The 26,199-nt window shown below is 62.1% G+C and carries 27 protein-coding genes and 1 pseudogene; 19 read left to right on the top strand and 9 right to left on the bottom strand.

Features of this window, described 5'->3' with window-relative positions; genetic code table 11:
- Positions 1–54 precede the first annotated feature (54 nt).
- The 9 genes and pseudogenes from ACHMXK_RS15950 to ACHMXK_RS15990 all read left to right on the top strand — a co-directional run bounded on the left by ACHMXK_RS15950 (position 55) and on the right by ACHMXK_RS15990 (position 6,642).
- A complete protein-coding gene (locus tag ACHMXK_RS15950; protein ID WP_397441519.1) occupies positions 55–690 on the top strand; it encodes a riboflavin synthase in 636 nt (211 codons plus the stop codon).
- Between the two features lie 3 nt (positions 691–693).
- Positions 694–1,806 carry a bifunctional 3,4-dihydroxy-2-butanone-4-phosphate synthase/GTP cyclohydrolase II gene (gene ribBA, locus ACHMXK_RS15955; protein ID WP_397441520.1) on the top strand — a complete coding sequence of 371 codons (1,113 nt, stop codon included), beginning with the start codon at positions 694–696 and terminating at the stop codon, positions 1,804–1,806.
- Between the two features lie 3 nt (positions 1,807–1,809).
- A pseudogene (gene ribH / locus ACHMXK_RS15960) lies at positions 1,810–2,273 on the top strand (6,7-dimethyl-8-ribityllumazine synthase).
- A 34-nt stretch (positions 2,274–2,307) separates the two neighbouring features.
- Entirely contained in the window at positions 2,308–2,823 is a 516-nt protein-coding gene (gene nusB, locus ACHMXK_RS15965; protein ID WP_397441521.1) for a transcription antitermination factor NusB, read from the top strand.
- 23 nt (positions 2,824–2,846) lie between these two features.
- Positions 2,847–4,055 (top strand): pyridoxal phosphate-dependent aminotransferase, encoded by a 1,209-nt coding sequence (locus tag ACHMXK_RS15970; RefSeq protein WP_397442542.1) that lies wholly within the window; start codon positions 2,847–2,849, stop codon positions 4,053–4,055.
- Positions 4,056–4,089: 34 nt separating this feature from the next.
- The gene (gene ybgC / locus ACHMXK_RS15975) at positions 4,090–4,578 is read left to right on the top strand and encodes a tol-pal system-associated acyl-CoA thioesterase (RefSeq protein ID WP_397442543.1); all 489 of its coding nucleotides are present in this window, start codon (positions 4,090–4,092) and stop codon (positions 4,576–4,578) included.
- Positions 4,575–5,267, top strand: coding sequence for a protein TolQ (gene tolQ / locus ACHMXK_RS15980; protein WP_397441522.1), 693 nt, complete (start codon positions 4,575–4,577; stop codon positions 5,265–5,267). Before ybgC ends, tolQ begins: the two co-directional genes overlap by 4 nt.
- A gap of 14 nt (positions 5,268–5,281) precedes the next feature.
- The gene (locus tag ACHMXK_RS15985; RefSeq protein ID WP_397441523.1) at positions 5,282–5,713 is read left to right on the top strand and encodes a biopolymer transporter ExbD; all 432 of its coding nucleotides are present in this window, start codon (positions 5,282–5,284) and stop codon (positions 5,711–5,713) included.
- Positions 5,714–5,727: 14 nt separating this feature from the next.
- Positions 5,728–6,642, top strand: coding sequence for a TonB C-terminal domain-containing protein (locus ACHMXK_RS15990; RefSeq protein ID WP_397441524.1), 915 nt, complete (start codon positions 5,728–5,730; stop codon positions 6,640–6,642).
- A 103-nt stretch (positions 6,643–6,745) separates the two neighbouring features.
- Here ACHMXK_RS15990 and dnaE read toward each other — a convergent pair whose 3' ends face one another.
- The gene (dnaE, locus tag ACHMXK_RS15995) at positions 6,746–10,261 is read right to left on the bottom strand and encodes a DNA polymerase III subunit alpha (RefSeq protein WP_397441525.1); all 3,516 of its coding nucleotides are present in this window, start codon (positions 10,259–10,261) and stop codon (positions 6,746–6,748) included.
- Here dnaE and ACHMXK_RS16000 point away from each other — a divergent pair.
- The 3 genes from ACHMXK_RS16000 to egtB all read left to right on the top strand — a co-directional run bounded on the left by ACHMXK_RS16000 (position 10,250) and on the right by egtB (position 12,773).
- Positions 10,250–10,558: a hypothetical protein gene (locus tag ACHMXK_RS16000; RefSeq protein ID WP_397441526.1), complete on the top strand. Its 309-nt coding sequence runs from the start codon at positions 10,250–10,252 to the stop codon at positions 10,556–10,558. The two genes, dnaE and ACHMXK_RS16000, sit on opposite strands and share 12 nt — an antisense overlap.
- Before the next feature lie 57 nt (positions 10,559–10,615).
- The gene (locus ACHMXK_RS16005; protein ID WP_397441527.1) at positions 10,616–11,371 is read left to right on the top strand and encodes a sulfurtransferase; all 756 of its coding nucleotides are present in this window, start codon (positions 10,616–10,618) and stop codon (positions 11,369–11,371) included.
- A 73-nt stretch (positions 11,372–11,444) separates the two neighbouring features.
- Entirely contained in the window at positions 11,445–12,773 is a 1,329-nt protein-coding gene (gene egtB / locus ACHMXK_RS16010; protein WP_397441528.1) for an ergothioneine biosynthesis protein EgtB, read from the top strand.
- Between the two features lie 21 nt (positions 12,774–12,794).
- Here egtB and ACHMXK_RS16015 read toward each other — a convergent pair whose 3' ends face one another.
- From ACHMXK_RS16015 to ACHMXK_RS16040, 6 genes are all read right to left on the bottom strand, one after another.
- Positions 12,795–13,490 carry a DUF599 domain-containing protein gene (locus ACHMXK_RS16015; protein WP_397441529.1) on the bottom strand — a complete coding sequence of 232 codons (696 nt, stop codon included), beginning with the start codon at positions 13,488–13,490 and terminating at the stop codon, positions 12,795–12,797.
- A gap of 29 nt (positions 13,491–13,519) precedes the next feature.
- Entirely contained in the window at positions 13,520–14,404 is an 885-nt protein-coding gene (locus tag ACHMXK_RS16020; RefSeq protein WP_397441530.1) for a pirin family protein, read from the bottom strand.
- Complete coding sequence (locus tag ACHMXK_RS16025) at positions 14,401–14,808, bottom strand: OsmC family protein (RefSeq protein WP_397441531.1); 408 nt, start codon at positions 14,806–14,808, stop codon at positions 14,401–14,403. Before ACHMXK_RS16025 ends, ACHMXK_RS16020 begins: the two co-directional genes overlap by 4 nt.
- Before the next feature lie 56 nt (positions 14,809–14,864).
- Positions 14,865–15,419, bottom strand: a complete 555-nt coding sequence (locus ACHMXK_RS16030; RefSeq protein ID WP_397441533.1) for a flavodoxin family protein — start codon at positions 15,417–15,419, stop codon at positions 14,865–14,867.
- A gap of 97 nt (positions 15,420–15,516) precedes the next feature.
- The gene (locus ACHMXK_RS16035) at positions 15,517–15,927 is read right to left on the bottom strand and encodes a DoxX family protein (RefSeq protein ID WP_397441534.1); all 411 of its coding nucleotides are present in this window, start codon (positions 15,925–15,927) and stop codon (positions 15,517–15,519) included.
- 109 nt (positions 15,928–16,036) lie between these two features.
- Entirely contained in the window at positions 16,037–16,738 is a 702-nt protein-coding gene (locus tag ACHMXK_RS16040) for a pirin family protein (RefSeq protein ID WP_397441535.1), read from the bottom strand.
- A 115-nt stretch (positions 16,739–16,853) separates the two neighbouring features.
- Between ACHMXK_RS16040 and ACHMXK_RS16045 the strand changes: the two genes are divergently transcribed.
- The 5 genes from ACHMXK_RS16045 (at position 16,854) to ACHMXK_RS16065 (ending at position 21,766) form a co-directional block, all read left to right on the top strand.
- Entirely contained in the window at positions 16,854–17,852 is a 999-nt protein-coding gene (locus ACHMXK_RS16045; RefSeq protein WP_397441536.1) for a LysR family transcriptional regulator, read from the top strand.
- A 9-nt stretch (positions 17,853–17,861) separates the two neighbouring features.
- The gene (locus ACHMXK_RS16050; RefSeq protein WP_397441537.1) at positions 17,862–18,995 is read left to right on the top strand and encodes an NAD(P)/FAD-dependent oxidoreductase; all 1,134 of its coding nucleotides are present in this window, start codon (positions 17,862–17,864) and stop codon (positions 18,993–18,995) included.
- A gap of 161 nt (positions 18,996–19,156) precedes the next feature.
- Positions 19,157–20,119 (top strand): tRNA glutamyl-Q(34) synthetase GluQRS, encoded by a 963-nt coding sequence (gene gluQRS / locus ACHMXK_RS16055; protein WP_397441538.1) that lies wholly within the window; start codon positions 19,157–19,159, stop codon positions 20,117–20,119.
- Between the two features lie 10 nt (positions 20,120–20,129).
- Positions 20,130–20,861, top strand: coding sequence for a tRNA (guanosine(46)-N7)-methyltransferase TrmB (gene trmB, locus ACHMXK_RS16060; protein ID WP_397441539.1), 732 nt, complete (start codon positions 20,130–20,132; stop codon positions 20,859–20,861).
- Positions 20,858–21,766, top strand: coding sequence for a pseudouridine synthase (locus ACHMXK_RS16065; RefSeq protein ID WP_397441540.1), 909 nt, complete (start codon positions 20,858–20,860; stop codon positions 21,764–21,766). The genes trmB and ACHMXK_RS16065 overlap by 4 nt, the downstream gene beginning before the upstream one ends.
- Positions 21,767–21,888: 122 nt before the next feature.
- Here ACHMXK_RS16065 and ACHMXK_RS16070 read toward each other — a convergent pair whose 3' ends face one another.
- Complete coding sequence (locus ACHMXK_RS16070; protein ID WP_397441541.1) at positions 21,889–22,992, bottom strand: transglutaminase-like domain-containing protein; 1,104 nt, start codon at positions 22,990–22,992, stop codon at positions 21,889–21,891.
- Positions 22,993–23,333: 341 nt separating this feature from the next.
- Between ACHMXK_RS16070 and ACHMXK_RS16075 the strand changes: the two genes are divergently transcribed.
- Complete coding sequence (locus tag ACHMXK_RS16075; RefSeq protein ID WP_397441542.1) at positions 23,334–24,410, top strand: hypothetical protein; 1,077 nt, start codon at positions 23,334–23,336, stop codon at positions 24,408–24,410.
- Between the two features lie 17 nt (positions 24,411–24,427).
- On the opposite strand, the gene ACHMXK_RS16080 is transcribed toward ACHMXK_RS16075, so the two are convergent.
- The gene (locus tag ACHMXK_RS16080) at positions 24,428–24,979 is read right to left on the bottom strand and encodes a TlpA family protein disulfide reductase (protein WP_397441543.1); all 552 of its coding nucleotides are present in this window, start codon (positions 24,977–24,979) and stop codon (positions 24,428–24,430) included.
- 161 nt (positions 24,980–25,140) lie between these two features.
- Between ACHMXK_RS16080 and egtD the strand changes: the two genes are divergently transcribed.
- Positions 25,141–26,160 carry an L-histidine N(alpha)-methyltransferase gene (gene egtD, locus ACHMXK_RS16085; RefSeq protein WP_397441544.1) on the top strand — a complete coding sequence of 340 codons (1,020 nt, stop codon included), beginning with the start codon at positions 25,141–25,143 and terminating at the stop codon, positions 26,158–26,160.
- The last annotated feature ends 39 nt before the right edge of the window (positions 26,161–26,199 follow it).

Genomic DNA, 26,199 nt, shown 5'->3' on the forward strand with positions numbered 1-26,199 from the left:
AAGGTTTCTGCGCCGACGCCTCTGCGACCGGCCAATCTCTGCGAAAATACCCCCATGTTTACCGGAATCATCACCGGCGTGGGGCGCATCGTCGCTGTCCATCGCCTGGGCAGCTCTTTGGACCACGGCAAGCGTCTCACGATTGAGGCGCCCTCTGGCTATCTTGACGACGTGGGCCTGGGCGACAGCATCGCCCTCAATGGCGCCTGCATGACCGTGACCCAGCTGGACCTGCCAAACAGGCAGTTTTTGATTGAAATTTCCGCCGAATCGCTGGACAAAACCAGCGGGCTGGCAGAATCCGGCCCCATCAACCTCGAAAAAGCACTACGCGCGCATGACCGCCTGGGCGGCCATATCGTGGCCGGCCATGTGGACGGCATTGGCGAAGTCACGCATTTCGCCCAGGTCGGCGAAAGCTGGGAGTTGCGCATCCTGGCGCCGCGCGAACTCGGCAAATACCTGGCCTACAAGGGCTCCATCACCGTCAACGGCGTGAGCCTGACCGTGAACCGGGTGACCGACCTCGAAGGCAGCCAGGCCGGCTGCGAGATCAGCATCAACCTGATAACCCACACGGTCCAGAACACCGCCCTGGGACATCTGCACCCACAATCGCAAGTCAACCTCGAAATTGACTTGATCGCACGATACGTCGAGCGCATGCTCCAAGACGGAAAGAAAACCTGAACCATGACCGTAACCATCTCCCCCGTTGAAGACATCGTCGCCGACATGCGGGCCGGCCGCATGGTCATCCTGGTCGACGAAGAAGACCGCGAAAACGAAGGCGACCTGGTACTGGCCGCCGACCATGTCAGCGCCGAAGCCATCAATTTCATGGCGCGTTACGGCCGCGGCCTGATCTGCCTGACCCTGACACGCGAGCGTTGCGAAATGCTGCAACTGCCGCCCATGGTGGCGCGCAACGGCACCAAGATGGGAACCGCCTTCACGGTGTCGATTGAAGCGGCCGAAGGTGTGACCACCGGCATCTCGGCGGCGGACCGCGCCCGCACCGTGCAGGCCGCTGTGGCCAAGGACGCGAAAGTCAGCGACCTGGTGCAGCCCGGCCATATCTTCCCGCTGCAGGCGGTGGACGGCGGTGTGCTGATGCGCGCCGGCCACACCGAAGCCGGCTGCGACCTGGCCGGCATGGCCGGCTGCTCCCCGTCTGCGGTGATCTGCGAGATCATGAAGGACGACGGCACCATGGCGCGCCTGCCGGACCTGCAGGTCTTTGCCGCCGAACACGGCCTAAAGATTGGCACGATTGCCGACCTGATCGAACACCGCAGCCGCAACGAATCATTGATTGAAAAAATCGGCGCGCGCACCATCCAGACCGCGTTTGGCGAGTTCACGGCGCATGCCTTCAAGGACAAACCCAGCCAGGGCCTGCACCTGGCCCTGGTCAAAGGCCAGTGGGCACCCGACGACACTGTCGCGGCACGGGTCCACGAGCCGCTGTCGGTGTTTGACCTGCTGGAAACCGGTCGTTCCATGCACTCCTGGAGCCTGGACCAGAGCCTGGCGCATATTGCCAAAGAAGGCAAAGGCGTGGCCGTGTTCCTCAATTGCGGCGAAAGCGCGGCCCAGTTGCTGGCGCAGTTTGACGGCACGGCCAGGCCCAGCCAGGCGCCCGAACGCGGCCGCATGGACCTGCGCACCTATGGCGTGGGCGCACAGATCCTGCGCGAATGCGGCGTCCACAAAATGATGTTGATGGGCAATCCGCGCCGCATGCCCAGCATGACGGGTTACGGCCTGGAAATCACCGGCTATATCGCCAACAAAAAGGATTGAATTGTGTTTGGTGCAGAAAAAGGCTCAGCCGACAAGCTGGACGGCAAAAAACTGGCAATTGGCATTGTCCAGGCGCGTTTTAACGAAACAATCACCAACACCCTGGCGCAAGCCTGCTGGCAGGAGTTGCTGGCCCTGGGTGTTGAAGAAAAAACATCCACCACGTCAAGGTGCCGGGCGCACTGGAAATCCCTGCTGCCCTGCAAGCCCTGGCCGAGCGCGACGAATACGACGCGCTGATCGCCCTGGGTTGCATTATTCGCGGTGAAACCTATCACTTTGAACTGGTCGCCAATGAAAGCGGCGCCGCCGTCAGCCGACTGGCCCTGGACTACCAGTTGCCCATCGCCAATGCCATCCTGACGGTGGAAAACGTCGCACAGGCCGAGGCGCGCCAGGTCGACAAAGGCCGCGATGCGGCGCGTGTTGCTGTGGAAATGGCCAACCTGCTGAACGAACTTGCCTGAGCACTCCCTGCCAACCCTCCCGAACAAACGCGCCATGTCCGACACAAACACCACAAAACCCAAACGCCCGCCGCAGACCCGCACCGGCCTGACCGACACCGGCGTGAAAAAAGCGGCCGACAAGTCGCCGCGCACACGCGCACGCGAGTTCGCCCTGCAAGCCCTGTACCAGCACCTGGTGGGCCGCAATGAAGCGAGCTCCATCGACGCCTTCACGCGCGACCTGGTGGGTTTTCACAAGGCCGACTCGGCGCATTACGACGCGCTGCTGCACGGCTGCATCAGCGAAGCCGTGGCGCTGGACGCCAGCGTGACGCCGTTGCTGGACCGCAAGATGGCGGAAATCTCGCCGGTCGAACACGCGGTCATGTGGATTGGCATTTATGAGTTCAAACACTGCCTGGACGTGCCCTACCGCGTGGTCATCAACGAATGTATCGAGCTGACCAAGGCCTTTGGCGGCACCGACGGCCACAAATACGTCAATGGCGTGTTGCACAAGCTGGCACCGACATTTCGGGCCGCCGAAGTCGCCGCAGACAAGGCGTGAACCCGGTGAGTTCATCGAATTCATTGCGCATCGCCCGGCGTGCCCAGCGCATTGAGCCTTTTTATGTGATGGAAGTGGCCAAAGCGGCGGCGGCCATGGCCAAAGAGGTCGCCCACACCGCGCAGCCAATGATTTTCCTGAACATTGGCGAGCCCGACTTCACCGCGCCGCCGCTGGTGCAACAGGCCGCTGCCCGCGCCATCCAGGACGGCAACACCCAGTACACCCAGGCCACCGGCCTGCAGCCCTTGCGGGAACGCATCAGCGACTGGTACGCCACGCGTTTCCAGGCCGAGGTGGCGCCCAGCTGCATCATCATCACCGCTGGCGCCTCCGCCGCCCTGCAACTGGCCTGCCTGGCCTTGATCGAGGCCGGCGACGAAATTTTGATGCCGGACCCCAGCTACCCCTGCAACCGGCACTTTGTCAGCGCCGCCGAAGGCACGGCGGTCTTGCTGCCCACCACGGCCGCAGAACGTTTCCAGCTCAGCCGCGCCAAGGTTGAGGCTGCCTGGACAGAAAAAACTCGTGGTGTCTTGCTGGCCTCGCCGTCCAATCCGACCGGCACGTCGATTGCGCCTGAAGAACTGCGCAGCATCCATGAGTTTGTGCACAGCCGTGGCGGCATCACGCTGATTGACGAAATCTACCTCGGCCTGAGTTACGAAGAACACTTCGGCCACACCGCGCTGGCCATGGGCGATGGCCTGGGCGAAAGCATCGTCAGCATCAACAGCTTCAGCAAATATTTCAACATGACAGGCTGGCGTCTGGGCTGGCTGGTGGTGCCCGAAGCCCTGGCACCGGTGGTCGAACGTATTGCGCAAAACCTGTTCATCTGCGCCAGCACCATTGCCCAGCATGCCGCGCTCGCCTGTTTTGAAGCCGAGAGCCTGGCGGAATACGAACGCCGCCGCGCCGAGTTCAAAGCCAGGCGCGACTACTTCATCCCCGAGCTGAACCGCCTCGGCCTGACCGTGCCCGTCATGCCTGACGGCGCTTTTTATGCCTATGCCGACTGCTCGGCGGTGGCACACAAGCTGGGCGTGGACCCGGCCAAAGGCGGCAGCTGGGAATTTGCCTTTGAGCTGATGAAACGCGCTCACCTGGCGGTCACGCCGGGCCGCGATTTCGGCACCGATGCGCCAGAACGTTACATCCGTTTTTCGACGGCAAGTTCGATGGCGGAATTGAAAGAAGCCGTTGCCAGGCTGGAGGCGGTGCTTGGCTAAGGTGGCCCCCACGCTTGTCGCTTCGCGTACTGCGCTGCCCCCCGAGGGGGCTGATTTTCCTAGGGGCGGCCCGTCGGAAAATGGCCAGCCGCCTACGGCTTCGCCAAAGAGCCATTTCAGTTGGCCGCTACGCGTTTACTGGGAAGACACCGATGCCGGCGGCATCGTGTTTTACGCCAACTACCTGAAATTTTTTGAACGCGCGCGCACCGAGTGGCTCCGATCACTGGGCATAGCGCAGCAGCAACTGCGCGAAACCACAGGCGGCATCTTTGTCGTCACCGATACCACCTTGCGTTATCACCGCCCTGCCCGCCTCGACGATGAACTGATTGTTACTGCAGGCTTGATAGAAAAAGGCCGCGCGTCCTTGATAATCGGACAGCAGGCGCTATTAAAATCAGAGCAAACGCCTACCCTGCTGTGTGAAGGCACGGTGCGTATCGGCTGGGTGGACGCCGCCAGCCTGAAACCTGCAAGAATTCCCGCTCACCTCCTTGACCGTCTGGAAACCACAACATGAATCAGGATTTATCCATCGTCAGCCTTATCCTCAACGCCAGCTGGGTGGTCCAGGCCGTTGTGCTTTTGCTGGCCGGTGTGTCGATTGCGAGCTGGGCTGCCATCTTCCGGAAAATCATTTCGCTCAAACGTGTGCAGTCGCTCAACGACGAGTTTGACCGTGAGTTCTGGTCCGGCACCAGCCTGAATGACCTGTACGCCGCCGCCAACCAGAATGCAAAACACAGCGGTCCGATGGAACGTATTTTTGCCAGCGGCATGCGCGAGTTCCAGAAGCTGCGCGAGCGCCGCATGGACGACGCCAACATCCTGCTCGACGGCGCCCGCCGCGCCATGCGCGCCAGCTACCAGCGCGAAGTCGATGCGGTCGAGTCCAACCTGTCCTTCCTGGCCACGGTGGCGTCGGTCTCGCCTTATGTCGGCCTGTTCGGCACGGTCTGGGGCATCATGCACGCCTTCACCGGCCTGGCCGCACTGGAGCAGGTCACCTTGTCCACCGTGGCGCCCGGCATTGCCGAAGCGCTGGTGGCCACGGCCATCGGCCTGTTCGCCGCCATTCCGGCGGTGGTGGCCTACAACCGTTTTGCGCACGACATCGACCGCGTCGCCAACAAGCTGGAGACCTTCATCGAAGAGTTCTCCAACATCCTGCAACGCAACCTGGGCGTGCAGTCGCCTTCTGGCCACTAGACCTGGAGTTCACGATGCCAGCCATCAACTCGCGCGGCCGAGGTCGCCGCACCATCAATGAAATCAACATGGTGCCGTTCATCGACGTGATGCTGGTGCTGCTGATCATCTTCATGGTGACGGCGCCCTTAATCACGCCCAGCATGATTGCCCTGCCGCGTGTCGGCAAGGCGCCTGGCCAGCCGCCCAAGCCTATCCAGATCGAGATCAGCAAGGAAGAGCTGATCCAGATCAAGTCGGAAGGCCAATCGGTGCCGGCCAGACTCAGCGAGGTCGGTCCCGCCGTCAAGCGCCTGCAGCCTACTGTGCCCGCCGGCGAACAGCTCACCCCGGTGGTGATCAGCGCCGACAAATCCATCAAATACGAAACCGTGGTCAAGGTCATGGACGCGCTGAATAAAGCCGGCGTGGCCCGTGTCGGCCTGTCCGTGCAAACCGGCAACTGAGCCAGTCACGCCCCATGCACAGCGCCGGCGATCGCCCCGACTTTGCCCCGCACCGCGAGCCTGGTGCGCTGCGCTCTTACAGCCTGGCCTTGCTGGTCCATCTGCTGTTGCTGGGGGCCTTGACCTGGGGCGTGCACTGGAAACGCAGCACCCCCGATATTTCTTTTGAGGCCGAGTTGTGGTCCAGCCTGCCGCAGGAGGCCGCGCCCAAACTCGTGGAAGCACCACCGCCGCCGCCCCCACCTCCTACGCCGCCGGCACCTGAACCCGCGGTCAAAGCCCCACCACCGCCCCCTCCTGCGCCGGACGCGGACATCGCGCTGGAGCGCGAGAAAAAACGCAAGCTGGAACTGCAGAAAAAAGAGGCCGAGCTGCTGAAGGCGCAGAAAGAGCAGGATCGGCTGAAAGAACTTCAGGCCAAAAAAGAAAAAGAACAAAAGGCCAAGGAAGAGCTGGCCAAGCGCAAGGCGGAAGACGCCAAAAAGATCGAAGCCAAAAAAGCCGAAGATAAAAAGCAGGACGCGAAAGACGCGGACAAGAAAAAACAGGCGGACGCCGCCGCCGAAAAGCAGCGTCAGGACAACATCAAGCGGGCCATGGGCCTGGCCGGTGCCACGGGCGGCGCCGACGCCAAGGGCACGGCGCTCAAAGCCAGCGGCCCGTCGGCCAGTTATGGCGGCAAGGTGCGCGCCAAGGTCAAACCCAACATCGTGTTCACCGAAGACATCGCCGGCAACCCGACGGCCGAGGTGGAAGTGCGCACCGCGCTGGACGGCAGCATCATCAGCCAGCGCCTGATCAAGTCCAGCGGCAACAAGGCCTGGGACGACGCCGTGATCAAGGCCATCATCCGCACCGAAACCATGCCGCGCGACGTGGATGGCCGCGTGCCAACCCCCATGATCCTGGAGTTCCGGCCCAAGGACTAAGCCGCGAAGCCAAGGGACGATGGGCCCCGTTTGACGAGGACAGCACAGACGCTATCAATAAAATAGCTGTCTGCGCCCGACAGATATGGGCTAGCGCCCTATTTCATTCATAAACAATCTGCGCCTGGCCCTGGTCGGCCTGGGCCATCCAGCTGGCCAGCGCCGCGTCGGTCGGGAAAAACTTCGCCGCCTCGCCTAGCTGCAGCTCGGCCACCACGTCCTCGCGCGTGAGGCTCAGACGCACCGGCAAGCCGCGGTTAACTTCTTCGCCCTGCTCGGTCATCTCGCGGCGCGGTGGGAAGTCCTTGACCATGCGCTGCACATCGGGCGCCATGCCATTCACCGCCACGCGCAGGTATTTGCCGAAACGGCAACGCGCCGCGTCCAGGTCCCAGATTTGCGTGACCTTGAGCCGCAGCCCGCCGGAAAAACGGTCCTGCTGCAAAATGCCTTGCACCACCACCAGTTCATCGTCTTTCAACACATTGCGGTTGGCGTTGATCAGGGTTTCGTCGGCGGTGGCTTCCAGCAGCGCCGATTTGTCATCAAGCTTGAACAGCGCCAGCTTGCCGCGCTGGCCGTTGATGACGCGGAAATCGGTCACGATGGCGGCCAGCAGTTGCGGGTCGCGCGAGTCGATCAGGTCGTCGATCTTGCGCCTGGCGAACTGGCGCACTTCGCGTTCGACCGCATCGAACAAATGGCCTGACAAGTAAAAACCAATCGCGGTTTTTTCCAGCATCAAGCGCGCCTTGATCCCAAACGGCAAGGCCTCGACCAGCGGCGGCTCCTGGGTGCTGGCCGCATGCGAGTCCGACATGTCGAACAAGCCGCCCTGGTTGGCATTGGCCTGGGTGGCGGCGGAAAACTCAAAAGCCCGGTCCACCGAGGCCAGCAGCGAGGCACGGTTGAGCTGCAGGTTGTCAAAGGCGCCGGCCTTGATCAGGGCCTCGACCGTGCGTTTGTTCAGTTTGGACTTGTCGACGCGTACGCAGAAGTCGTACAGCGAAGTGAAGGGCCCGCCCTCTTCACGCGCAGCCACGATGGCGGCAATTGCCTGCTGGCCTGTGCCCTTGACCGCGCCCAGACCGTAACGAATGCTGGTGTTGCTGATCGGCTCGAAGCGGTAGTTGCCGCGGTTCACGTCGGGCGACTCAAACGTCAGGCCCATCTTCATCGCATCACCGAACAAGATCTTGAGCTTGTCGGTGTCGCCCATTTCAACCGTCATGTTGGCGCAGAAAAACTCGGCCGTGTAATGGACCTTGATCCAGGCCGTGTGGTAGGCCAGCAGGGAATACGCGGCGGCATGCGACTTGTTGAAGCCGTAGCCCGCGAACTTTTCCATCAGGTCGAACACCTCGTCGGCCTGGGCCTCGTTGAGATCGTTCTTGGCCGCACCGTCGCGAAAAATCTGCCGGTGCTTGGCCATTTCGTCCGCGTCTTTTTTACCCATCGCGCGGCGCAACATGTCCGCGCCGCCCAGTGAATACCCCCCCAGGATCTGGGCGGTCTGCATCACCTGCTCCTGGTAGACCATGATGCCGTAGGTCTCGCTGAGCATGTCGGCCACCAGCGGGTGCGGGTAAATCACTTCCTCGCGGCCGTGTTTACGCGCCACGAAGCTGGGGATCAGGTCCATCGGACCCGGCCGGTACAGGGCGTTGAGCGCAATCAGGTCTTCCAGGCGCGTCGGCCTGGCGTCCTTGAGCATGCCTTGCATGCCGCGACTTTCAAACTGGAACACCGCCTCGGTCTTGCCTTCCGAAAAAAGCCGGTAGACGCGCGGGTCGTCGATCGCCAGGTCTTCGTAACGAAAGTTCTGCTGGCCCGGGTGGCGCTTGATGATGAATTCCCGGGCGACTTCGAGAATCGTCAGCGTGGCCAGACCCAAGAAGTCAAACTTCACCAGGCCGATGGCTTCCACGTCATTTTTGTCGTACTGGCTGACCGCCGAGTCGCTGCCCGGCTGCTGGTAGAGCGGGCAAAAGTCGGTCAACTTGCCGGGGGCAATCAAGACCCCGCCGGCATGCATGCCGACGTTGCGGGTCAGGCCTTCAAGCTTGCGCGCCAACTCCAGCAGGGTGCGCACGTCTTCTTCCTTGCTCTCACGCTCGGCCAGGATGGGTTCGGCTTCCAGCGCATACACCAGCTTGTCGTTTTTGGCGTCATGGCCGGGCGGCGGCAACTGCAAGGTCACGGCCTGGCCGGGTTTGTTGGGGATCAGCTTGGAGATGCCGTCGCAAAAGCCGTAGGAAAAATCGAGCACACGGCCCACGTCGCGGATCGCCGCGCGGGCCGCCATGGTGCCGAAGGTGACGATCTGGCTGACCGCCTCCTTGCCGTATTTGGCCTTGACGTAGTCGATCACCCGGTCGCGGTTGGTCTGGCAGAAGTCAATATCGAAGTCGGGCATGGACACCCGCTCCGGGTTCAAGAACCGCTCGAACAGCAGGTTGTATTGCAGCGGGTCCAGATCGGTGATCTTCAGCGCATAGGCCACCAGCGAGCCGGCGCCCGAACCCCGGCCCGGCCCCACCGGGCAGCCATTGTTTTTGGCCCAGTTGATGAAGTCACCCACGATCAGGAAGTAGCCCGGAAAGCCCATCTTCAAAATCGTGTTGATCTCGAACTCCAGCCGCTCCACATAAGCCGGACGTTTGTCGTCGCGCAGCTTTTCATCGGGGTAGAGATGCGCCAGGCGTTCTTCCAGCCCTTCAAACGAGGCATGGCGGAAGTAGTCGTCGATAGGCATACGCACGCCGTTGACCTCGGGCGTCGGGTAGTCCGGCAACATGGGTTTGCCAAGATCAAGCTTCAGATTGCAACGTTTGGCAATTTCCAGGGTGTTGGCCAGGGCCGACGGCAGATCGGCAAACAGCGTGGCCATCTGGGCCGAAGATTTGAAATATTGCTCGCGCGTGAACTTGCGCACACGCCGCGCATTGCCCAGGATTTCGCCTTCGGCAATACAGACACGGGCTTCGTGGGCCTCGTAATCGTCGTAACCCAAAAACTGCACCGGATGGGTGGCCACCACCGGCAGATTGAGCCGGGCCGCCAGTTGCACGGCGGCCGCGACATGGCGTTCGTCGTCGACACGTTGCGCACGTTGCAACTCGATGTAAAAACGGTGCGGAAAAAGTCCCGCCAGATACAAGGCACACTCGATTGCACGCGGGTCATCACCTTGCAGCAAGGCCTGCCCCACGGCGCCGCCCTGCGCACCTGAGAGTGCAATCAGGCCTTCATTGAGTTCCTGCAGCCATTCCAGGCTGATGACGGGCTGGTCGCGCACCAGGCCCCGGGTCCAGGCCCGTGTCAGCAGCTCCGACAGGTTCAGGTAACCCTGGCGGCTTTGCACCAGCAGCAGCAGCCTGGCCGGCGCGGTGCCAGCCTCTTTGCCCGGAATCTGTACCCACACATCCGCCCCTATCAGCGGTTTGACACCGGCGCCTCGGGTTTTCTTGTAAAACTTCACCGCGCCAAACAGGTTGTTCAGGTCGGTGATGGCCAGCGCGGGCTGGCGGTCGGCGGCAGAGGCCGCCACGATTTCATCGATGCGGTTGGTGCCATCGACGACTGAAAACTCGGTGTGAATACGTAAATGGACAAACATGGCTTCATTTTAGGGCTGAGGCTGCAAGAGCCTGTTCACAATCTCGATAGGGTCACGTTGGGTCGCAATCGGGATGAGTTGGTCGCCAAGATCACGCAGCATGGGCTGATGCCCATGCAAGGGATTTGGTGGGCAAATCGCCCGATTTCGTCCCAACCCGAAGGGCAGGTGGCTTTTCGGGCGGTCTGCGGCGTTGCGGCGCTTGCCAATAGCCAGCTATTGGCGGCGCACCGCGCCTTGCAGCCCATCCCGAAAAGTCACCTGCGCGGCCCCATCGAGATCGTGAACAGGCTCTAAAGCCCTTCTCCCAGCAAGCCGCCTGTCACCGCGGCCTTGCCTACAATCAGGCACATCATGCAGATTCTGAACATCGCAGCCTATAAATTCATCGCCCTGGACCACCTTGCCGACTTGCAAGCGGCGGTTCTGGAGGCGGCGCAAACCCGCGCCCTGCGGGGCACCGTGCTGCTCGCGGAAGAAGGCATCAACCTGTTTCTGGCCGCCAGCAGCAGCGACATTCATGATTTTTTGGCATGGCTGCGCACCGATGTCCGTTTCCAGGACCTGGAGGTGAAGGAAAGCTGGTCCACGGCCCAGCCTTTTCGCAAATTGCTGGTCAAGATCAAGCCGGAGATCATCCGCATGAACCATCCGGCCATCCGGCCCTCGGCGGGACGCGCACCGTCGGTGGATGCGGCCACACTCAAACGCTGGCTGAATGACGGGCATGACGATGACGGCCGGCCCGTTGTCACCCTGGACACACGCAATGACTTTGAGGTCGATGTCGGCACCTTCCAGCAGGCCATCGACTGGCGCATCACCAAGTTCACCGAGTTTCCCCAAGCCTTGCTGGACCACCGCGACGAACTGCGCGAAAAAACCGTGGTGAGTTTTTGCACCGGCGGCATACGCTGCGAAAAGGCCGCGATTTTTATGCAAGAGGCTGGCCTGCAGCATGTGTATCAGCTCGATGGCGGCATCCTGAAATATTTTGAAGTCAATGGCCACGACCATTTTGACGGTGAGTGTTTTGTCTTCGACGAGCGCCGGGCGCTGGATCCGGCGCTGGCGCCCAAGGTGGATGTCGGCGCCTTGTCTGACAGCTGAAGCACTCAAACCGTGAAAAGCTGTTAGACCCGCCGACATCCCGTCAACAGCCCGTCTCAACCGGTTCATCATCATGCGTTCACCCCACCCTGCCCGACACGCCGGCCTGCGGGCTTCCAGCCTGGCGCAACGTTTTCAGCAAGTCCGTGGGCAGACCGAAGCCCTGATCCAGCCGCTCAGCGCCGAAGATTGCCAGTTGCAGTCCATGCCCGATGCCAGCCCGGCCAAGTGGCATCTGGCCCACCTGACCTGGTTTTTTGAAACCTTTATCCTGGAACGGTTTGAAGCCGGCTTCAAACCCTTTGATGCCAGCTTCCGGGTCTTGTTCAACAGTTATTACAACGGCGTGGGCGACAAATACCCGCGGCCCCAACGCGGCCTGATCAGCCGCCCGAACCTGCAAGAGGTGCTGGCCTACCGGGCGCAGGTGGATGAACGTGTGTTGCAACTGATCCAGAGCCAGCAAGCCAGTTCCGATGCGCCGAACGACGCGGAGATCAACACGCTGATCACCCTGGGCCTGCAGCACGAACAGCAGCATCAGGAGTTGCTGCTCACGGACATCAAACACGCACTGTCCTTCAACCCGTCACGGCCGGCCTATGCCCGCCACTGGCCGCTGGCCGGCATCAGCCCCCAGCCCCTGCGCTGGATAGGTTTTGACGGCGGTTTACTGGCGCATGGGTTTGATAGCGCCGCTGATGGCGGCTTTGCCTTCGACAATGAAAGCCCGCGCCACCAGGTTTATCTGGCGCCGTTTGAGCTCGGCAGCCGCCTGGTCACCAATGGCGAGATGATGGCGTTTATCGCCGACGGCGCTTACCGGCGGCCGGATTTATGGCTGTCCCTGGGTTGGGACTGGGTGCAAGCCAGGCAGGCGATGATGCCGTTGTACTGGCAAACAAACACCGCGGGTGAGGGCTATCGCCATTTCACGTTGCAAGGCCTGGTGCAGGTCGACCCGCACACGCCGGTCTGCCACCTCAATTATTTTGAAGCCGACGCGTATGCGCGCTGGGCCGGCGCGCGTCTGCCGACCGAATTCGAATGGGAACACGCCGCGCGCAGCGTGCCCACCTCCTCCGCGGCACCAGGCAACTTCGTCGAAAGCGCCGCCTACCACCCGATTGCGCTGCAGCAACAAAGCAGCGGCAGCCCGGTGCAGATGTTTGGGGATGTGTGGGAATGGACCCAATCCAACTACAACCCCTACCCCGGCTACAAACCGTGGGAAGGCCTGGTCGGCGAATACAACGGAAAATTCATGTGCAACCAGTTTGTGCTGCGCGGTGGCTCCTGCGCAACGCCGCAGAGCCATATCCGGGCCAGCTACCGCAATTTTTTTCCGCCTGACGCGCAGTGGCAATTCAGCGGTCTGCGGCTGGCGCGCGACATGTCCTGATGTACGTGGTACCTGTGACAGTTATTCCCGCAGAACACCGAGCACGTCGGAATTGAACTCGCGGTTGTAAAGAATCAGGACCACCACAGCAGTGGCGATGACAAAGGCGATGGTGGAGAAAAACCAGGCCATGATGGCAAAGCTGAAATAGTAGGCACGCAGTCCGTCGTTAAAGGTTTCAGCGGCCAGGCTCACCATGCGGCTGGCCCGGGTGGCAAACACTTCGCGGTCAAATTTTTTCTCTTCGAACTCTTTCGGCGAAGGCATGGAACCGATCAGCAGCGCCACAAAGGTGTACTGGCGCATGGACCAGCTGAAGCGGAAAAAAGCGTAGACAAACACGCCCACCATCAACAAGACCTTGAGGTCAAAAATCAGCACCGAGGTGCGCACGGCAAACGGAATCTCCCGCACCAGTTCCGCGGCCTTGTCGGTGGTGCCCAGCAAGGCAAACAAACCGCCGATGATGATGATGGTGGTCGATGAAAAAAAGGCCGGCGTGCTGGACAGGTTTTGCGTGATGATGCCGTCGATCACGCGCGGGTCACGGGCGGTGGTCTGCATCAGCCAGAGATGCCGGTAGCGGTTGGTGGTGTGCAACAGGGATGCGCGCCTGGCCCCGTAATGCCGCGCGAACCAGGCATAGCCCAACCAGCCCGAAAAAAACCAGAGCATGGCCAGCCAGTCGGTCCAGGGAAGCAGCGTGAAGATTTTCATGGCCAGATCTCAATCTTCACGCGCATGACTCAACCCGCTACAAACTTTCGCTCAGGCAAGGGAATCCACTCCGTGTCGCCTTCAACCTGCCCCATGGCTTGGGCTGCCCAGTCATCGCTGGCCTGCACAATCCGCTCCTTGCGGCTGGAGACAAAATTCCACCAGATAAAGCGGTGCCCATCCAGCGCATCACCACCGATCACGACCCAGCGTGTCGGCCCGCTGCCGCCAATCTGCGTGACCACACCCGGTGTCAATGTGGCCAAGGTGTGCGCTGCCACGGGCTCACCATCCAGCGTCAAATCGCCGTCCACCGCGTACACCGCCAACTCGTCGGCCAGGGCCGGCAGCGCCAGCGTTGCACCGGCGGCCAGCTTGACGTCCAGGTAAATGGTTTTGGAAAAAGTCTTGACCGGCGAAGTCTGTCCAAAGGCCTCACCAATCAACACCCGCACCTCGGCGCCACCAAGCGTCACCACGGGAATCGCTTCGGCCGGGGTGTGCGAAAACTCGGGCGCCACCTCTTCAAAGGCTTGGGGCAAAGCCGCCCACAGTTGCAGACCATGGTTGACATAGGCAGTGCCGCGCAAATCTTCCGGGCCGCGTTCGGAATGCACAATGCCGCGCCCGGCCGTCATCCAGTTGATCGCACCGGGTTCGATACGCTGGACCGATCCCACGCTGTCGCGGTGCATGATCGCGCCTTCAAACAGGTAGCTCACGGTGGCCAACCCGATGTGCGGGTGTGGCCGCACGTCATGGGCCGCGCCCGGCAACACGGTGACCGGGCCGAAGTGGTCAAAAAAGAGGAAAGGTCCAATCGACTGGCGCTGCGCCGAAGGCAGGAGGCGGCGCACCATGAAGCCGCCACCCAGGTCCTTGTCGTGGCCTCGCATTTGCAGTTGGGCGCTCATGACAGACGCTCCACCTGCGTGGTGATTTCGGTGGTAACCGTGCTCATGAGTTTGTGCACCGGGCATTTGTGCGCGACCATCTGCAGCTCCTGCAACTGGGCATCGCTCAACGCGCCTTGTATCCGAAGTTTGGTTGCCAGTCGGTACACCCCGCTGCGCTCACCCGAGTCGTCACGTTCCACCACGGTGTGGATGTCGTCAACTGGTATGCCTTTTTTGCGGGCGTACCACATCACCGTCAGGGCCTTGCACGCACCCAACGCGGCATCGTACAAATCGTGCGGGCTGGGGCCGAGGTCGGCACCGCCTTCGGCTTCAGTGCCATCGACGAGCGAGACATGGCTGCGTATGGTCAAGGTCTGGGCCATGGCCGCCGAGCGCTCGCGTTTTAATTCAATCGACATGACAAACTCCTTGGTGCAAAGAAGAAACCATAAACGGCGGCAGTGCGCTACTGACTTTAACGCCGAAAACGACCCGCCACTTCGGCCACACGCTGCCCAAAGGCGCGGGCGGACGCCAGGTCGCCCGGCCACATTTCATGGGCGCCCGCATCAGACGGCGATTGGGCCATGGCGCCGCTGTAGGCGCCCAGGTAGTTCGGGTCGTTGCGTTGCGCCGCCTTGCTGCTGCTGGGCAACACACCCTGGCTGACCCAGAGGCCGCCGTGTTGCATGGCCAGCGTGAACAGGTAATTCAAGGTCGAGGACTTGTCGCCATTGATCGCCGCGCTGTGCGTAAATCCCGCAAACAGCTTGTCTTGCCAGGCCTGCGTGAACCAGAGCTTGGACGAGGCCTCGGCAAATTTCTTGAACTGCCAGCTGACATTGCCCATGTAGGTGGGCGAACCCATGATGATGGCGTCGGCCGCGGCCAGGCTATCCCAGCCGCCGCCGGGCAGGTTGCCATCGGCATCAATCGCCAGAATCTCCGCGCCGGCACCTTCGGCAACGACCTGCGCCATGCGCTGGGTATGGCCATAACCCGAGTGGTAAACCACGACCACTTCTGCCATCTTCATGTTCCTTGAGTCAAAGGTGTGGAAAGTCATCGCCAAAAAAAATCGCTCAACAACGCCCGGGCGCTGTTGAGCGACATTATCAGACAGTGATTCAGTTGCCGCGCTTGGCGTCAAGACTCCACGCACCAGCACCCCAGGCCGCCAGGGTCAGCAAGCCGCCCACGATGGCCATGTTCTTGAAGAACATCAGTTGCTGGATCATGACCTGCTCGGCGGGCACAGCCCAATACTTGTGGAAGAAAAAGCTGGCCACCAGCGTGAACAAGGCCAGTGCCAGTGCGGCCCAACGCGTGCCAAAACCAAAAATCAGCGCCAGTGAGCCGACGATCTCGATGATCAGCGCAATTGCCGTGGCGACTTCGGGCATCGGTACGCCGCCGGAGGCGGTGTAGCCGACGCTTCCCGCAAAGGCCGTCAACTTGCCCCAGCCCGCAGGCAAAAACATCAAGGCAATCAACAGTCGGCCAATAAGCGACAGGGGGTTTTTGAGAGAGTCAAGCATGAAGAGTCCTTTGTTAAAAAAAGTAAACGGGGAAATGATGAATTAAAAAATAAGGATGGGCAAGCACGAAGAAGCAACGCCCATCCCATGCACGGAAGCTGACGGCGCCTCAGGACGCGAGATCAAACACCAGTACCTCGGCCGCATTGCCGCCTGAGAGCGTCAACAGCGCTTCACCTTCGAGCTTGGCGGCATCGCCTGCATGCAGGGTCTGCCCGTTGACCTGGAGTTCTCCGCGCACCAGATGCACATAAGTCTTGCGTCGCGGGTTCAGCGGCAATTCGGCGGCCTCCTGGCCGTCAAACAAACCGGCATACAACTTGGCATCCGCATGCACGGTCACCGAGCCCTCAGCGCCATCGTTAGAGGCGACCAGCCGCAGCTTGCCGCGTTTTTCACTGGCCTCAAATGTTTTTTGCTCGTAGCCGGGCCGTATGCCCTCGACGTTGGGCTCGATCCAGATTTGCAGGAAATGTGTGGTTTCATCTTTGGCGTGGTTGAACTCGCTGTGCTGGATGCCGGTGCCGGCGCTCATGCGTTGCACGTCGCCGGGCGGAATGGAGGCGCCGTTGCCTATGCTGTCCTGGTGCCCGATCGCGCCGCTCAACACATAGCTGATGATCTCCATGTCCCGGTGGCCATGGGTGCCAAAACCGGTGCCCGGGGCAATGCGGTCTTCGTTGATGACACGCAGATTGCCAAAACCCATGTGGGCCGGGTCGTGGTAACCGGCAAACGAAAACGAGTGGTAAGACTTGAGCCAGCCGTGGTCGGCATAACCGCGTTCGGCGGAAGTTCGCAATGTCAACATGGTTCTGTCCTTTCGGGAATGAAATGCTGCTTCAATGACTCCAATGTAGGTCTTCTGACCCGGTTGATACTTGTTGCCAATTGATGGCATCATTCAAATTATTTGAATAACTACCATGCACAGCGGCCGTGATGTCCTGACCCCCGAAGCGCTTCGCCTGATTGAAACCGTGCACCGCACCGGCAGTCTGGCCGCGGCCGCACGCGAACTCGGTGTGGTGCCCAGCGCGCTGACCTACCGTGTGCGGCAAGTCGAGGACGCGCTGGACGTGTTGCTGTTTGACCGCTCCTCGCGCCAGGCCCGGTTGACCGAAGCCGGCCACGAATTGCTGCGTGAAGGCAATCGCCTGCTGATCGAACTCGACGCCGTGGCGCATCGCGTGAAACGGGTCGCCACCGGCTGGGAGCCGCAACTCACCATCACCGCCGACGGCCTGATCTCCAGCACCGCGCTGTTTGAATTGTGCGAGGCTTTTTATGCCCTGAACCCGCCGACCCGGCTGCGTATACGCGCCGAAACGCTGTCCGGCACCTGGGAAACCCTGGTGCTGGGCCAGGCCGACCTGGCCATCGGCTGTGTGGTGGAAGTCACCCAGTCCAGCGGCATCCTGAACCAGCCCATGGGCGATGTGCCTTTTGTGTTTGTGGTGGCGCCACACCACCCGCTGGCCAAGATCAGCGGCAGCATCAGTGACGCGCAGTTGCAGCAACACCGGGCGGTGGCCGTGGCCGATACCACCCTGCGCGGCAGCGGCATCAGCATCGGTTTGCTGGGCGGCCAGGATGTGCTGACGGTTCCGACCATGCAATACAAGCTGGAAGCCCAGTTGCGTGGCCTGGGCTGTGGTTTTTTGCCCGACTACCTGGCGCGCCCTTACATCGATACCGGCCGTCTGGTGGTCAAGCTGGTGGACCGACCGCGCCGTGTGGTTTCCATGAGTTACGCCTGGCGCGGTCACAGCAGTGCAGTGGCGACACCCGCCAAAAAAAGCGGAAAAACCGCTACCGAGCCGAGCCGGCCGCCGCAAAACGGCCGCGCGCTGAGCTGGTGGCTGGAGCAACTGTCCCGACCGCAAACACGCTTGGCATTGCTGGAGCGCCATCACAACGTGTAGAGTGCAGACATGACCGCAAAATCAAAACCCGCCAAGAAACCCTCCAAAAGCGCTTCGGCGCCGGCCGCGAAGCGGGCCGCAGCGGCATCCCCGGCCAGGCGAGCGGCGCCGCGGCACTATGCCGTGGTGGGTGCGGGCATTGCGGGTGTGGCCTGCGCACGCACGCTGGTGCAGGCCGGCCACCGCGTGACGGTGTTTGAACAAAACGCCGGTCCCGGCGGTCGCATGGCCACACACCACACCAATTTTGGCGATTTTGACCACGGCACCCAGTATTTCACGGTGCGTGATGCACGCTTCGAAAAAGCGCTGGCCACGACCCCCGGCCTGGTCCGGCCCTGGAGCGCCAACACCGTGCGTATTCTGGACGAAGCCGGCCGCGTGGTGGCGTCCTCGCTGCCATCCAAGGAAGCCCATTGGGTCGCCACACCGGGCATGAATGCGCTGGTCAAACACTGGGCCCAGCCGCTGGCCGCCAGCGGTGCCCTGACCCTGGAAACCCAGGTGATCCGCATGGAAGCCGACAAGCTGCATCCCGAACTCTGGCAACTGCAGACCGACGGCCCGGGCGCACGCAGCCGCGTGTACTCCGGTTTCGACGCCGTGGTGATGGCCGTGCCCTCGCCGCAGGCCCATGCCTTGCTGCTGAACTCGCAGCAGGGCCAGCCCCTGATGCCGGCCCTCAGCGACGTCGGCATCGCCCCTTGCTGGACCCTGATGCTGGCCTTTCCACAAGCGCTGCAGCCCACACTGCCGCACCTGGGCCCGCAGTGGAACGCCGCCCGCAGCACCCATCACCGCATCGCCTGGCTGGCGCGGGAATCCTCCAAGCCCGGACGCAGCCCCATCGAACGCTGGACGGTGCAGGCCAGCCCCGAGTGGTCCGAGCGCCACCTGGAGGACGACGCCGAACGTGTCAAAGCCAAGTTGCTCAAGGCCTTCACCGAAGTCACCGGCATACGCGCCCAGCCGCACCACGCCGCGGTGCACCGCTGGCGCCATGCCCAAACCACCCAGACCCTGGGCAAGTCGCATTTGTGGGACGCCAAATCGCGCATAGGCAGCTGCGGCGACTGGTGTCTGGGCCACCGGGTGGAAGACGGTTTTCTTTCCGGCTTGGAAATGGCCCTGAACATCTGCTAGCCCGGCTGGCGAGCATCCTTCGACAGGCTCAGGACGAACGGGTAAATGAAGTGACAAGCGGGGGGACTGGCTCTTCACCAGCAGGGGCCGCGGAACCGGCTTCGCCGGGCCGCAGGCGCAGCGCCCCCTCGGGGGGCAGCGTAGTACGCGAAGCGACAAGCGTGGGGGCCACATACATCGGCCGATTCGCGCCCTCACCCACGGGTCCCTTGCATGCGGGCTCGCTGGTCGCTGCGCTCGCCAGCTGGCTGGACGCCCGCGCCCATGGCGGCACCTGGCTGGTGCGTATCGAAGACGTGGACACGCCGCGCTGCGTGCCCGGCGCTGATGCGCTCATCCTGCAACAACTGGCCGCCTGCGGCCTGCAGCCCGACGCGCCGCCGCTGTACCAGTCGCAGCGCAACGCCTTGTACCAAACGGCTCTCGATGCCTTGATCGCCGGGCAACTTGCCTATCCCTGCGGCTGCACCCGGCAGGACATCGCGTTGGCACTCGCTGCCAGCGGACAAACCCGTTCGCGCCATGCCGAGCTGGTCTACCCCGGCACCTGCCGCCAAGGCTTGCAGGGCCGCCCCGCACGGGCCTGGCGCTTGCTGACCGAAATTCTTAAGGAAAATAGGCCTGTCGCCCAGACAGGACGGGCGCATACAGCTACGGATTTGATAGCAAATTCAAACATGATCTGGCATGACCGCCGCCTGGGCGCGCAGCAACAAAACGTCGCGCAAGCGGTGGGCGACTTCGTGCTCAAACGCGCGGACGGCTTGTGGGCTTACCAGCTGGCCGTGGTGGTGGATGACGGCGCGCAAGGCATCAGCGACGTGGTGCGCGGCGAAGACCTGGCCGACAACACCGCCCGCCAGATCCTGCTGCAAGGCGCGCTGGGTTTGCCCACGCCGCGTTACCTGCATGTGCCGCTGGTACGCGGCGCCAACGGTGAAAAGTTGTCCAAACAGAACGGCGCCCAACCCCTCAACACCGACCAACCCTTGGCCAGCCTGGCCGCCGCCGGCCTGGTGCTGGGCCTGCAGGTGGCCGCCGCCGGCAGCGTTGCCGACTGGCTGGCCCAGGCCGTGCCGCAGTGGGCAGCCCTTCACGGGCGTACGGAAACTGCTCACCCGTAAAATCACGGCTGTGACTGAAACTACTCCCCCCAGCGACCCGGCCGCCCCCGCGCCGGATACCGCCCACCACCGCACCATCCGCAGCTTTGTACGCCGCACCGGCCGCACCACGCTCGGCCAGGCCAAGGCCTTTGAGGATGTGGGTCCGACATACCTGCTGCCCTACACGCCAGGCGCGATTGATTTTGCGGCGACCTACGGCCGCTCCGCGCCTGTCATTCTTGAAATCGGTTTTGGCATGGGCGAGGCCACGGCGCACATTGCGGCGCTGATGCCGGAGAAAAATTTTCTCTGCTGCGAAGTCCACACCCCGGGCGTGGGCGCGCTGCTCAAACGCATCGCCGAGCAGAACCTGAGCAATATCCGCATCCTGCAACACGACGCGGTGGAAGTGCTGGAGCACATGTTGCCGCTGCACAGCCTGGACGGCGTGCACATCTTTTTCCCCGACCCCTGGCACAAGAAAAAACACAACAAGCGCCGCCTGATCCAGCCGCCGCTGATTGCGCAACTGGCCACCCGCATCAAACCCGGTGGCTACCTGCATTGCGCCACCGACTGGCAGCCTTATGCCGAGCAGATTCTGGAAGTCCTGAGCGCGCAGCCCCTGCTGAAAAACACCGCCGACGTATCCAGTGACGGCTACGCCGCCAAGCCCCACTACCGCCCACTGACCAAGTTCGAGAACCGCGGCATCAAGCTCGGGCACGGCGTCTGGGACCTGGTCTTCGAACGCGTGTGAAAGAACGGCTCGCGCTCGGCGGCCTGCCTATCCGCGCAGGTGTGAGCCCCAGTTGTGTCAGCCTGCCCGGCGGCGACTGGCCCACCTTGACCGAGTTCCTGGTAGAACGTTTTCCGGCGATTTCGCGTGCGGTCTGGCTGGCACGTATGGCCGGCGGCGAGGTGATGGACGAGTTCGGCCAACCCGTCACGCCGGAGCGTCCTTACCGGGGCCACATGCGGCTGTATTACTACCGCGCCCTGCCGCCCGAAACCCGCATCCCGTTTGAGGAAGAACTGCTGTTCCAGGACGAACACCTGGTGGCGGTCGACAAGCCACATTTTCTGCCGGTCACCCCCTCGGGCCACTACCTGCAGGAAACCCTGCTGGTGCGCCTGAAAAACCGGCTGGGCCTGGACGGTCTGAGCCCCATCCACCGGATTGACCGGGAGACCGCCGGCGTGGTGTTGTTTTCGGTGCAGCCGCAGGAGCGCGCCGCTTACCAGGACTTGTTCCGGCAGCGCGAGGTCGACAAGGCCTATGAAGCCATCGCGCCCTGGCGCGCCGATCTGACGTTTCCGCGTATCAGCCGCAGCCGCATCGTCGAAGGCCAACCCTTTTTTCGCCAGGCCGAAGTGCCTGGCCTGCCCAACAGCGAAACCCATATCAAGGTGCTGGAAGTCAGCGAGCCGCTGGCGCGTTACGGCCTGAGTCCGGTGACGGGCAAAAAACACCAGTTGCGGGTACACATGTACGCGTTAGGCCTGCCCATCGTCAACGACCGCGTCTACCCACCGCTGGACCCGACACCCGACGACGATTACCGCTACCCGCTGCAGTTGCTGGCGCAGAGCATTGAGTTTGAGGACCCCTTCACCGGCAAGCGCCGGCAGTTCAGCAGCAAGCGCCAGTTGGAGTTGCCTTGAGCAACACCGTTTGCCGGGCCGTATCTATTCAAGCCGGGGCCGCGGATCTGGCTTTGCCAGTCCGCAGGCGCAGCGGCCCCCTAGTGGGGCAGCGGCTACACGCAGTGAGCAAGCGTGGGGGCTCAGATCTCTTTGGCCGTGATCTGGTACTTGAAATCATCAGGGGCGTAGGAATCAAAACGCTCTGCCGCATTTTCGGCCACCGGGTACATGAAGAAGCCTAGCTTTTCCTGGTTTGAGTTGGGCAGCGCGATATCGTGTGCGGTGTTGTAACCCATCCAGTTGCCTTCCCAGCCGCCGAACAAAGCCTTGTTGACAGGCGCGACCACCGGGTTGGTGGTGTTTTTGATCCAGTCGGCGGTTTCCAGGCGCATGACCTTGGCCACGTCGGCCGGGTCCATCGCCACCCAACCATAACCCTTGAGGAACACTTCGGAGCGGCAATGTTGCGCGCCCTTGAGGCTGGCCGGGTTGCCGCTCAATTCCTTGTAGCCAAATGCCGAAGGCACGAGGCGGATGCCGTAAACGTCGCGCGCCGGAATGCCGACCGAGCGGCACAGGCCAACAAACAAGGCGTTCAGGTCGGCGCATTTGCCACCCAGGTTGCCGGTCTCCAGCATGGTCTTGATGTCGCCTTCGCCGCAACCGCGCACCTTGGGGTCGCGGTAGGTGTTGGCCACAATCCAGTCGTAGAGTTTCTGGGTTTTTTCAACGTCGGTTTTGGCGCCGCGAATCGCCTGCTGGGCCGTGGTGCGCACGATGCCGTCGGTCGGCAAAAATTTGGTCGGGCGGGTGAAATAACGCAAGGTGTCCGCGTCTTCACGCACCGCGGTTTTCTGCGCCCAGTCGATGGCGCGGCCCTGGGTCTGCACCTTGCTGGTCAACTCGACAAAGGGCTGGGCCTGGCCGGCGGCGAACTCGGCGTACAACATTTTGGCGCCGTCCACACCGTCGTCGGTCAGGTCGGTTTTGCCATTGCTGGTGAAGCTGTTGCCCTGCGAACGCTGGTAGTCGCTGTTGACCGAGGGAATCGGCAACCAGACCCTGGTCACGCCCTGCGGCTTGATGATGTCGACACGGGTCGTCACCTCGAAGGTGCGCCAGGCGCCGCTTTGCGGTGCAAAGTTGCCGCGCGTTGGGGTCTGTGCAAAATTGATAGCAGGAAATGCAGCAGCCATGGCGGCTGCAGCGGTATTTTTCAGGAAAGTGCGGCGTACGGTGGTCATCAAGAGAACTCCGGGTGGTGGTGGGGCGACGTGACCGGGCATGACAAGGTGCGCCGGGGTGTCCGTGCGGCCCAGGGAAAAGCCCTGGGCCGAGGGCGCAATTATCGTCGTTTTCCCTTGGCAGCACCGCCCGGCCAGCACCTCTTCCGCTCCCACATGGACGGGTAAATCCCTAGAAAAGGCTGGGTTATATTTATCTCGCAGCCGCCGCCGATGACACGGCCAGAGCGGCCTACAACAACGATGAGATAACGCGGGAGGCAAGAGCGCGCATGGACGCATGGGACATCACAACAGGGCCGTTGGGCGGGGTCCTGCTTCGGGGAGGCGCGGACCAGAACTTGGCGGCCACGCAGCAGGTGCTGCTGACGCAACTGGACGCGACGGATCTGGCGCCTTGGGTCGTCGGCCGTCAGGGCATGGATGAGGCCGGCCCCTATATGCAGTTCAGCTTGAGCGCGATTCAGACCGCCGCCTGGGCGCCGGGGCAAAACACCCTGGGCCTGAGCCAAAGGCTGCAACTCGACACCGAACACCGGCCGGCTGACCTGACGCGTGAAATCGTGCTGGCCTTGTTGATGGGGCCGGTGGTAGTGGCCTTTCCCGGCCTCGCCGAACTGGTGTCGGCCGTGCGTATCCGGCACAACATCGTGCAGGCGGCCCGCAAAACCACCTTGGCCTTTCACACCAGCCAGGCGGAACGGCCGGAAGACTGCTGGACCTACAAGGAAGACTGCGGTTTTGTGATCCTGCCCGGCGTGCCGCTGCTGTCAGCCCTGGCCAAGGCGACCCAGCCCGAGGTGTCGGGCGCGCTGTATGCCTTCTCCTGTTACCGCGCCACCGAATACGTGATGCTGCTGGGTATTGCGGAAGAACTGGTGCATTGCAACCCCGTGTTGTTCAGACAACTGCAGCAACTCTGGACCGAGCGGCCCATCATGTCGGGCGAATTTCACGAGGTTTTTTTGCGCGAGCAGGGCTCCATGGAGCAACCCCTGCCGCCGCGTTATTTTGTGCCCGGCGACAGAATCTGGTTTCGCAATCCCGATGCCGCCTCGTCAGAGGCCTCGGGTTACGAAGGCTCCTGGGTGATCTACCTGGGCGGCGGCCTGTTCAGCAATTTCTGGAAACGCCACAAGCCCTACACGCTGAGCGACAAGTGCCTGGAGATTTACCACTGGCGCCATGCCTTGTATCGGGATGCACAGGGGAACGAACGTATCGACGAAGACATTGTGGAGGCGCTGGTGGCGGCCACGCAGCAGAATGCGGCGGAGGTTGAACGCATCCTGCGCTTGATGCAGCGTTACCGCGAACCGCGCGGGGTTTACCAAGACGGCGGCTGCATGGACACCACCCGCGAATTTTCGCGCTGGGTTCATCCCGGGACCACGGATCTGGTGTTGCCGCTGCAATAAAACCCGGGGCGCTGCCTCTAGCTTTTTAGCAAGGTTTCAATCAGCTGCGTAGCCCGCGGACCGGTCCAGTCCATCTCGCCCTGCACACGCTGGCGCGGCCGACCCTGGCGGTCTATCAGCAAGGTTGTGGGAAACACCTTGACGCCCCAGGCGCGTGCATTCTGGCCCTGCGGGTCCAGCAGCACCGGCAGATTCAGACCTGTGCTCGCCGCAAACTGCATGGCGCGTGTCGGGTGTTCCTTGAAGTTGAGGGCCAGCACCAGCAGCTTGTCGGGGCCATAAAGATCGGCGATCTGCTGCAAGGTGGGCATCTCGGCACGGCAAGGTTCACACCAGCTGGCCCAGAAATTGATCAGGACCGCGCGGCCTTTCAGGTCGGCCAGGCGCCAGGTTTTGCCCGTGGTGTCCACCGCCTGGAAAGCCGGCGTGACACCTTGCCAGGGCGAGACCGTGTACGCCACGTCGTCGGCGGCCAGGGCATGGCGCCCCAGCAGAGAGCTGCCGGCCGCCAGCAGCGTCATTTGTAAAAATTGGCGCCTAAGTTGTTGGGAATGTAAGAACGGTTTCATGCTGGTGAACAAGGTTATCAGGAAGCCAGTACCAAGTCCTCGCACAGGGCCTCCCGGCCATCAACCCGCAGTCACCCGCTTGCACGCAAAGCGAAACAGTCCTACAAAGGTGGGGGCCCGATTGCTTTTAAATCTCAGCTAGCCCACGAACAACAATTATTTTGAACCTAGCGCTCAAACTCCCAGCCCTGGCCCTGCCACCGGCCTCCCCGCAGTTCATCAACCGCTACAGCCAATCCTCGCAGGGACAGGCGCAAAGCGCGGTGCGCGAGCTGGCCGAGGGCCTGAGCGCGGCGGCCGCCAGTGTCTCGCCCAAATATTTCTACAACGCGCTGGGCTCCAAGCTGTTCGAGGCCATCACCCGCCTGGACGAGTATTACCCGACACGCACCGAAGCCGGCATTTTTGAAGCGGCCCATACCCAGATCGCCGGGGCGCTGGCCGAGGCCGGCATCACCCACCCCTGCCTGATCGACCTGGGCGCCGGCAACTGCGCCAAGGCCAGTCGCCTGATCCCGCACCTGCAGCCGCGGCAATATGTGCCGGTGGATATTTCGGTGGACTTTCTGCGGGATGCGGCGGAGCAACTGCAAAGCAGTTTCCCGGCGCTGGACATCATTGGTGTCGGCATGGATTTTTCAGCCGGCCTGGTCTTGCCGCCCGAGGTGCAACAACGCGACCGCGTGTTTTTTTACCCCGGCTCCAGCCTGGGCAATTTTTCAACCGAACAGGCGCTGGCTTTTCTGCAACACATTGCCGACCCGGCCCAGGGGCAAGCCCGCGGCCTGTTGTTAGGCATAGACCTGGTCAAGGACAAAGCCACGCTGGAAGCCGCCTATGACGATGCGCTGGGCGTGACCGCGGCCTTTAACAAAAACCTGCTGCGCCATGTCAATACCCTGCTGGGCGCTGATTTTGATGTGCGCCAATGGCGCCATCTCGCCCTTTTCAACGAAGCCGAATCACGCATAGAAATGCACTTGCAGGCGCAGCGCAACCTGACCGTGCGATGGCCGGGGGGTGAACGGGTATTTCGGGGCGGTGAGCGGATACACACCGAAAGCTCTTACAAATACACGGTGGCGTCCATGTCGGCTTTACTGCGGCGTGCGGGGTTTACGCGGATCAGTTATTGGACGGATCCTGAAGACTGGTTTGCAGTGTTCTGGGCTTCGGTTTAGGCGAACTTCTCTTGCTGTGCGGCTAAGCCTGTTGGGAGC

This window comes from Polaromonas sp. UC242_47, from assembly GCF_044452385.1.
GTDB lineage: Bacteria > Pseudomonadota > Gammaproteobacteria > Burkholderiales > Burkholderiaceae_C > Polaromonas.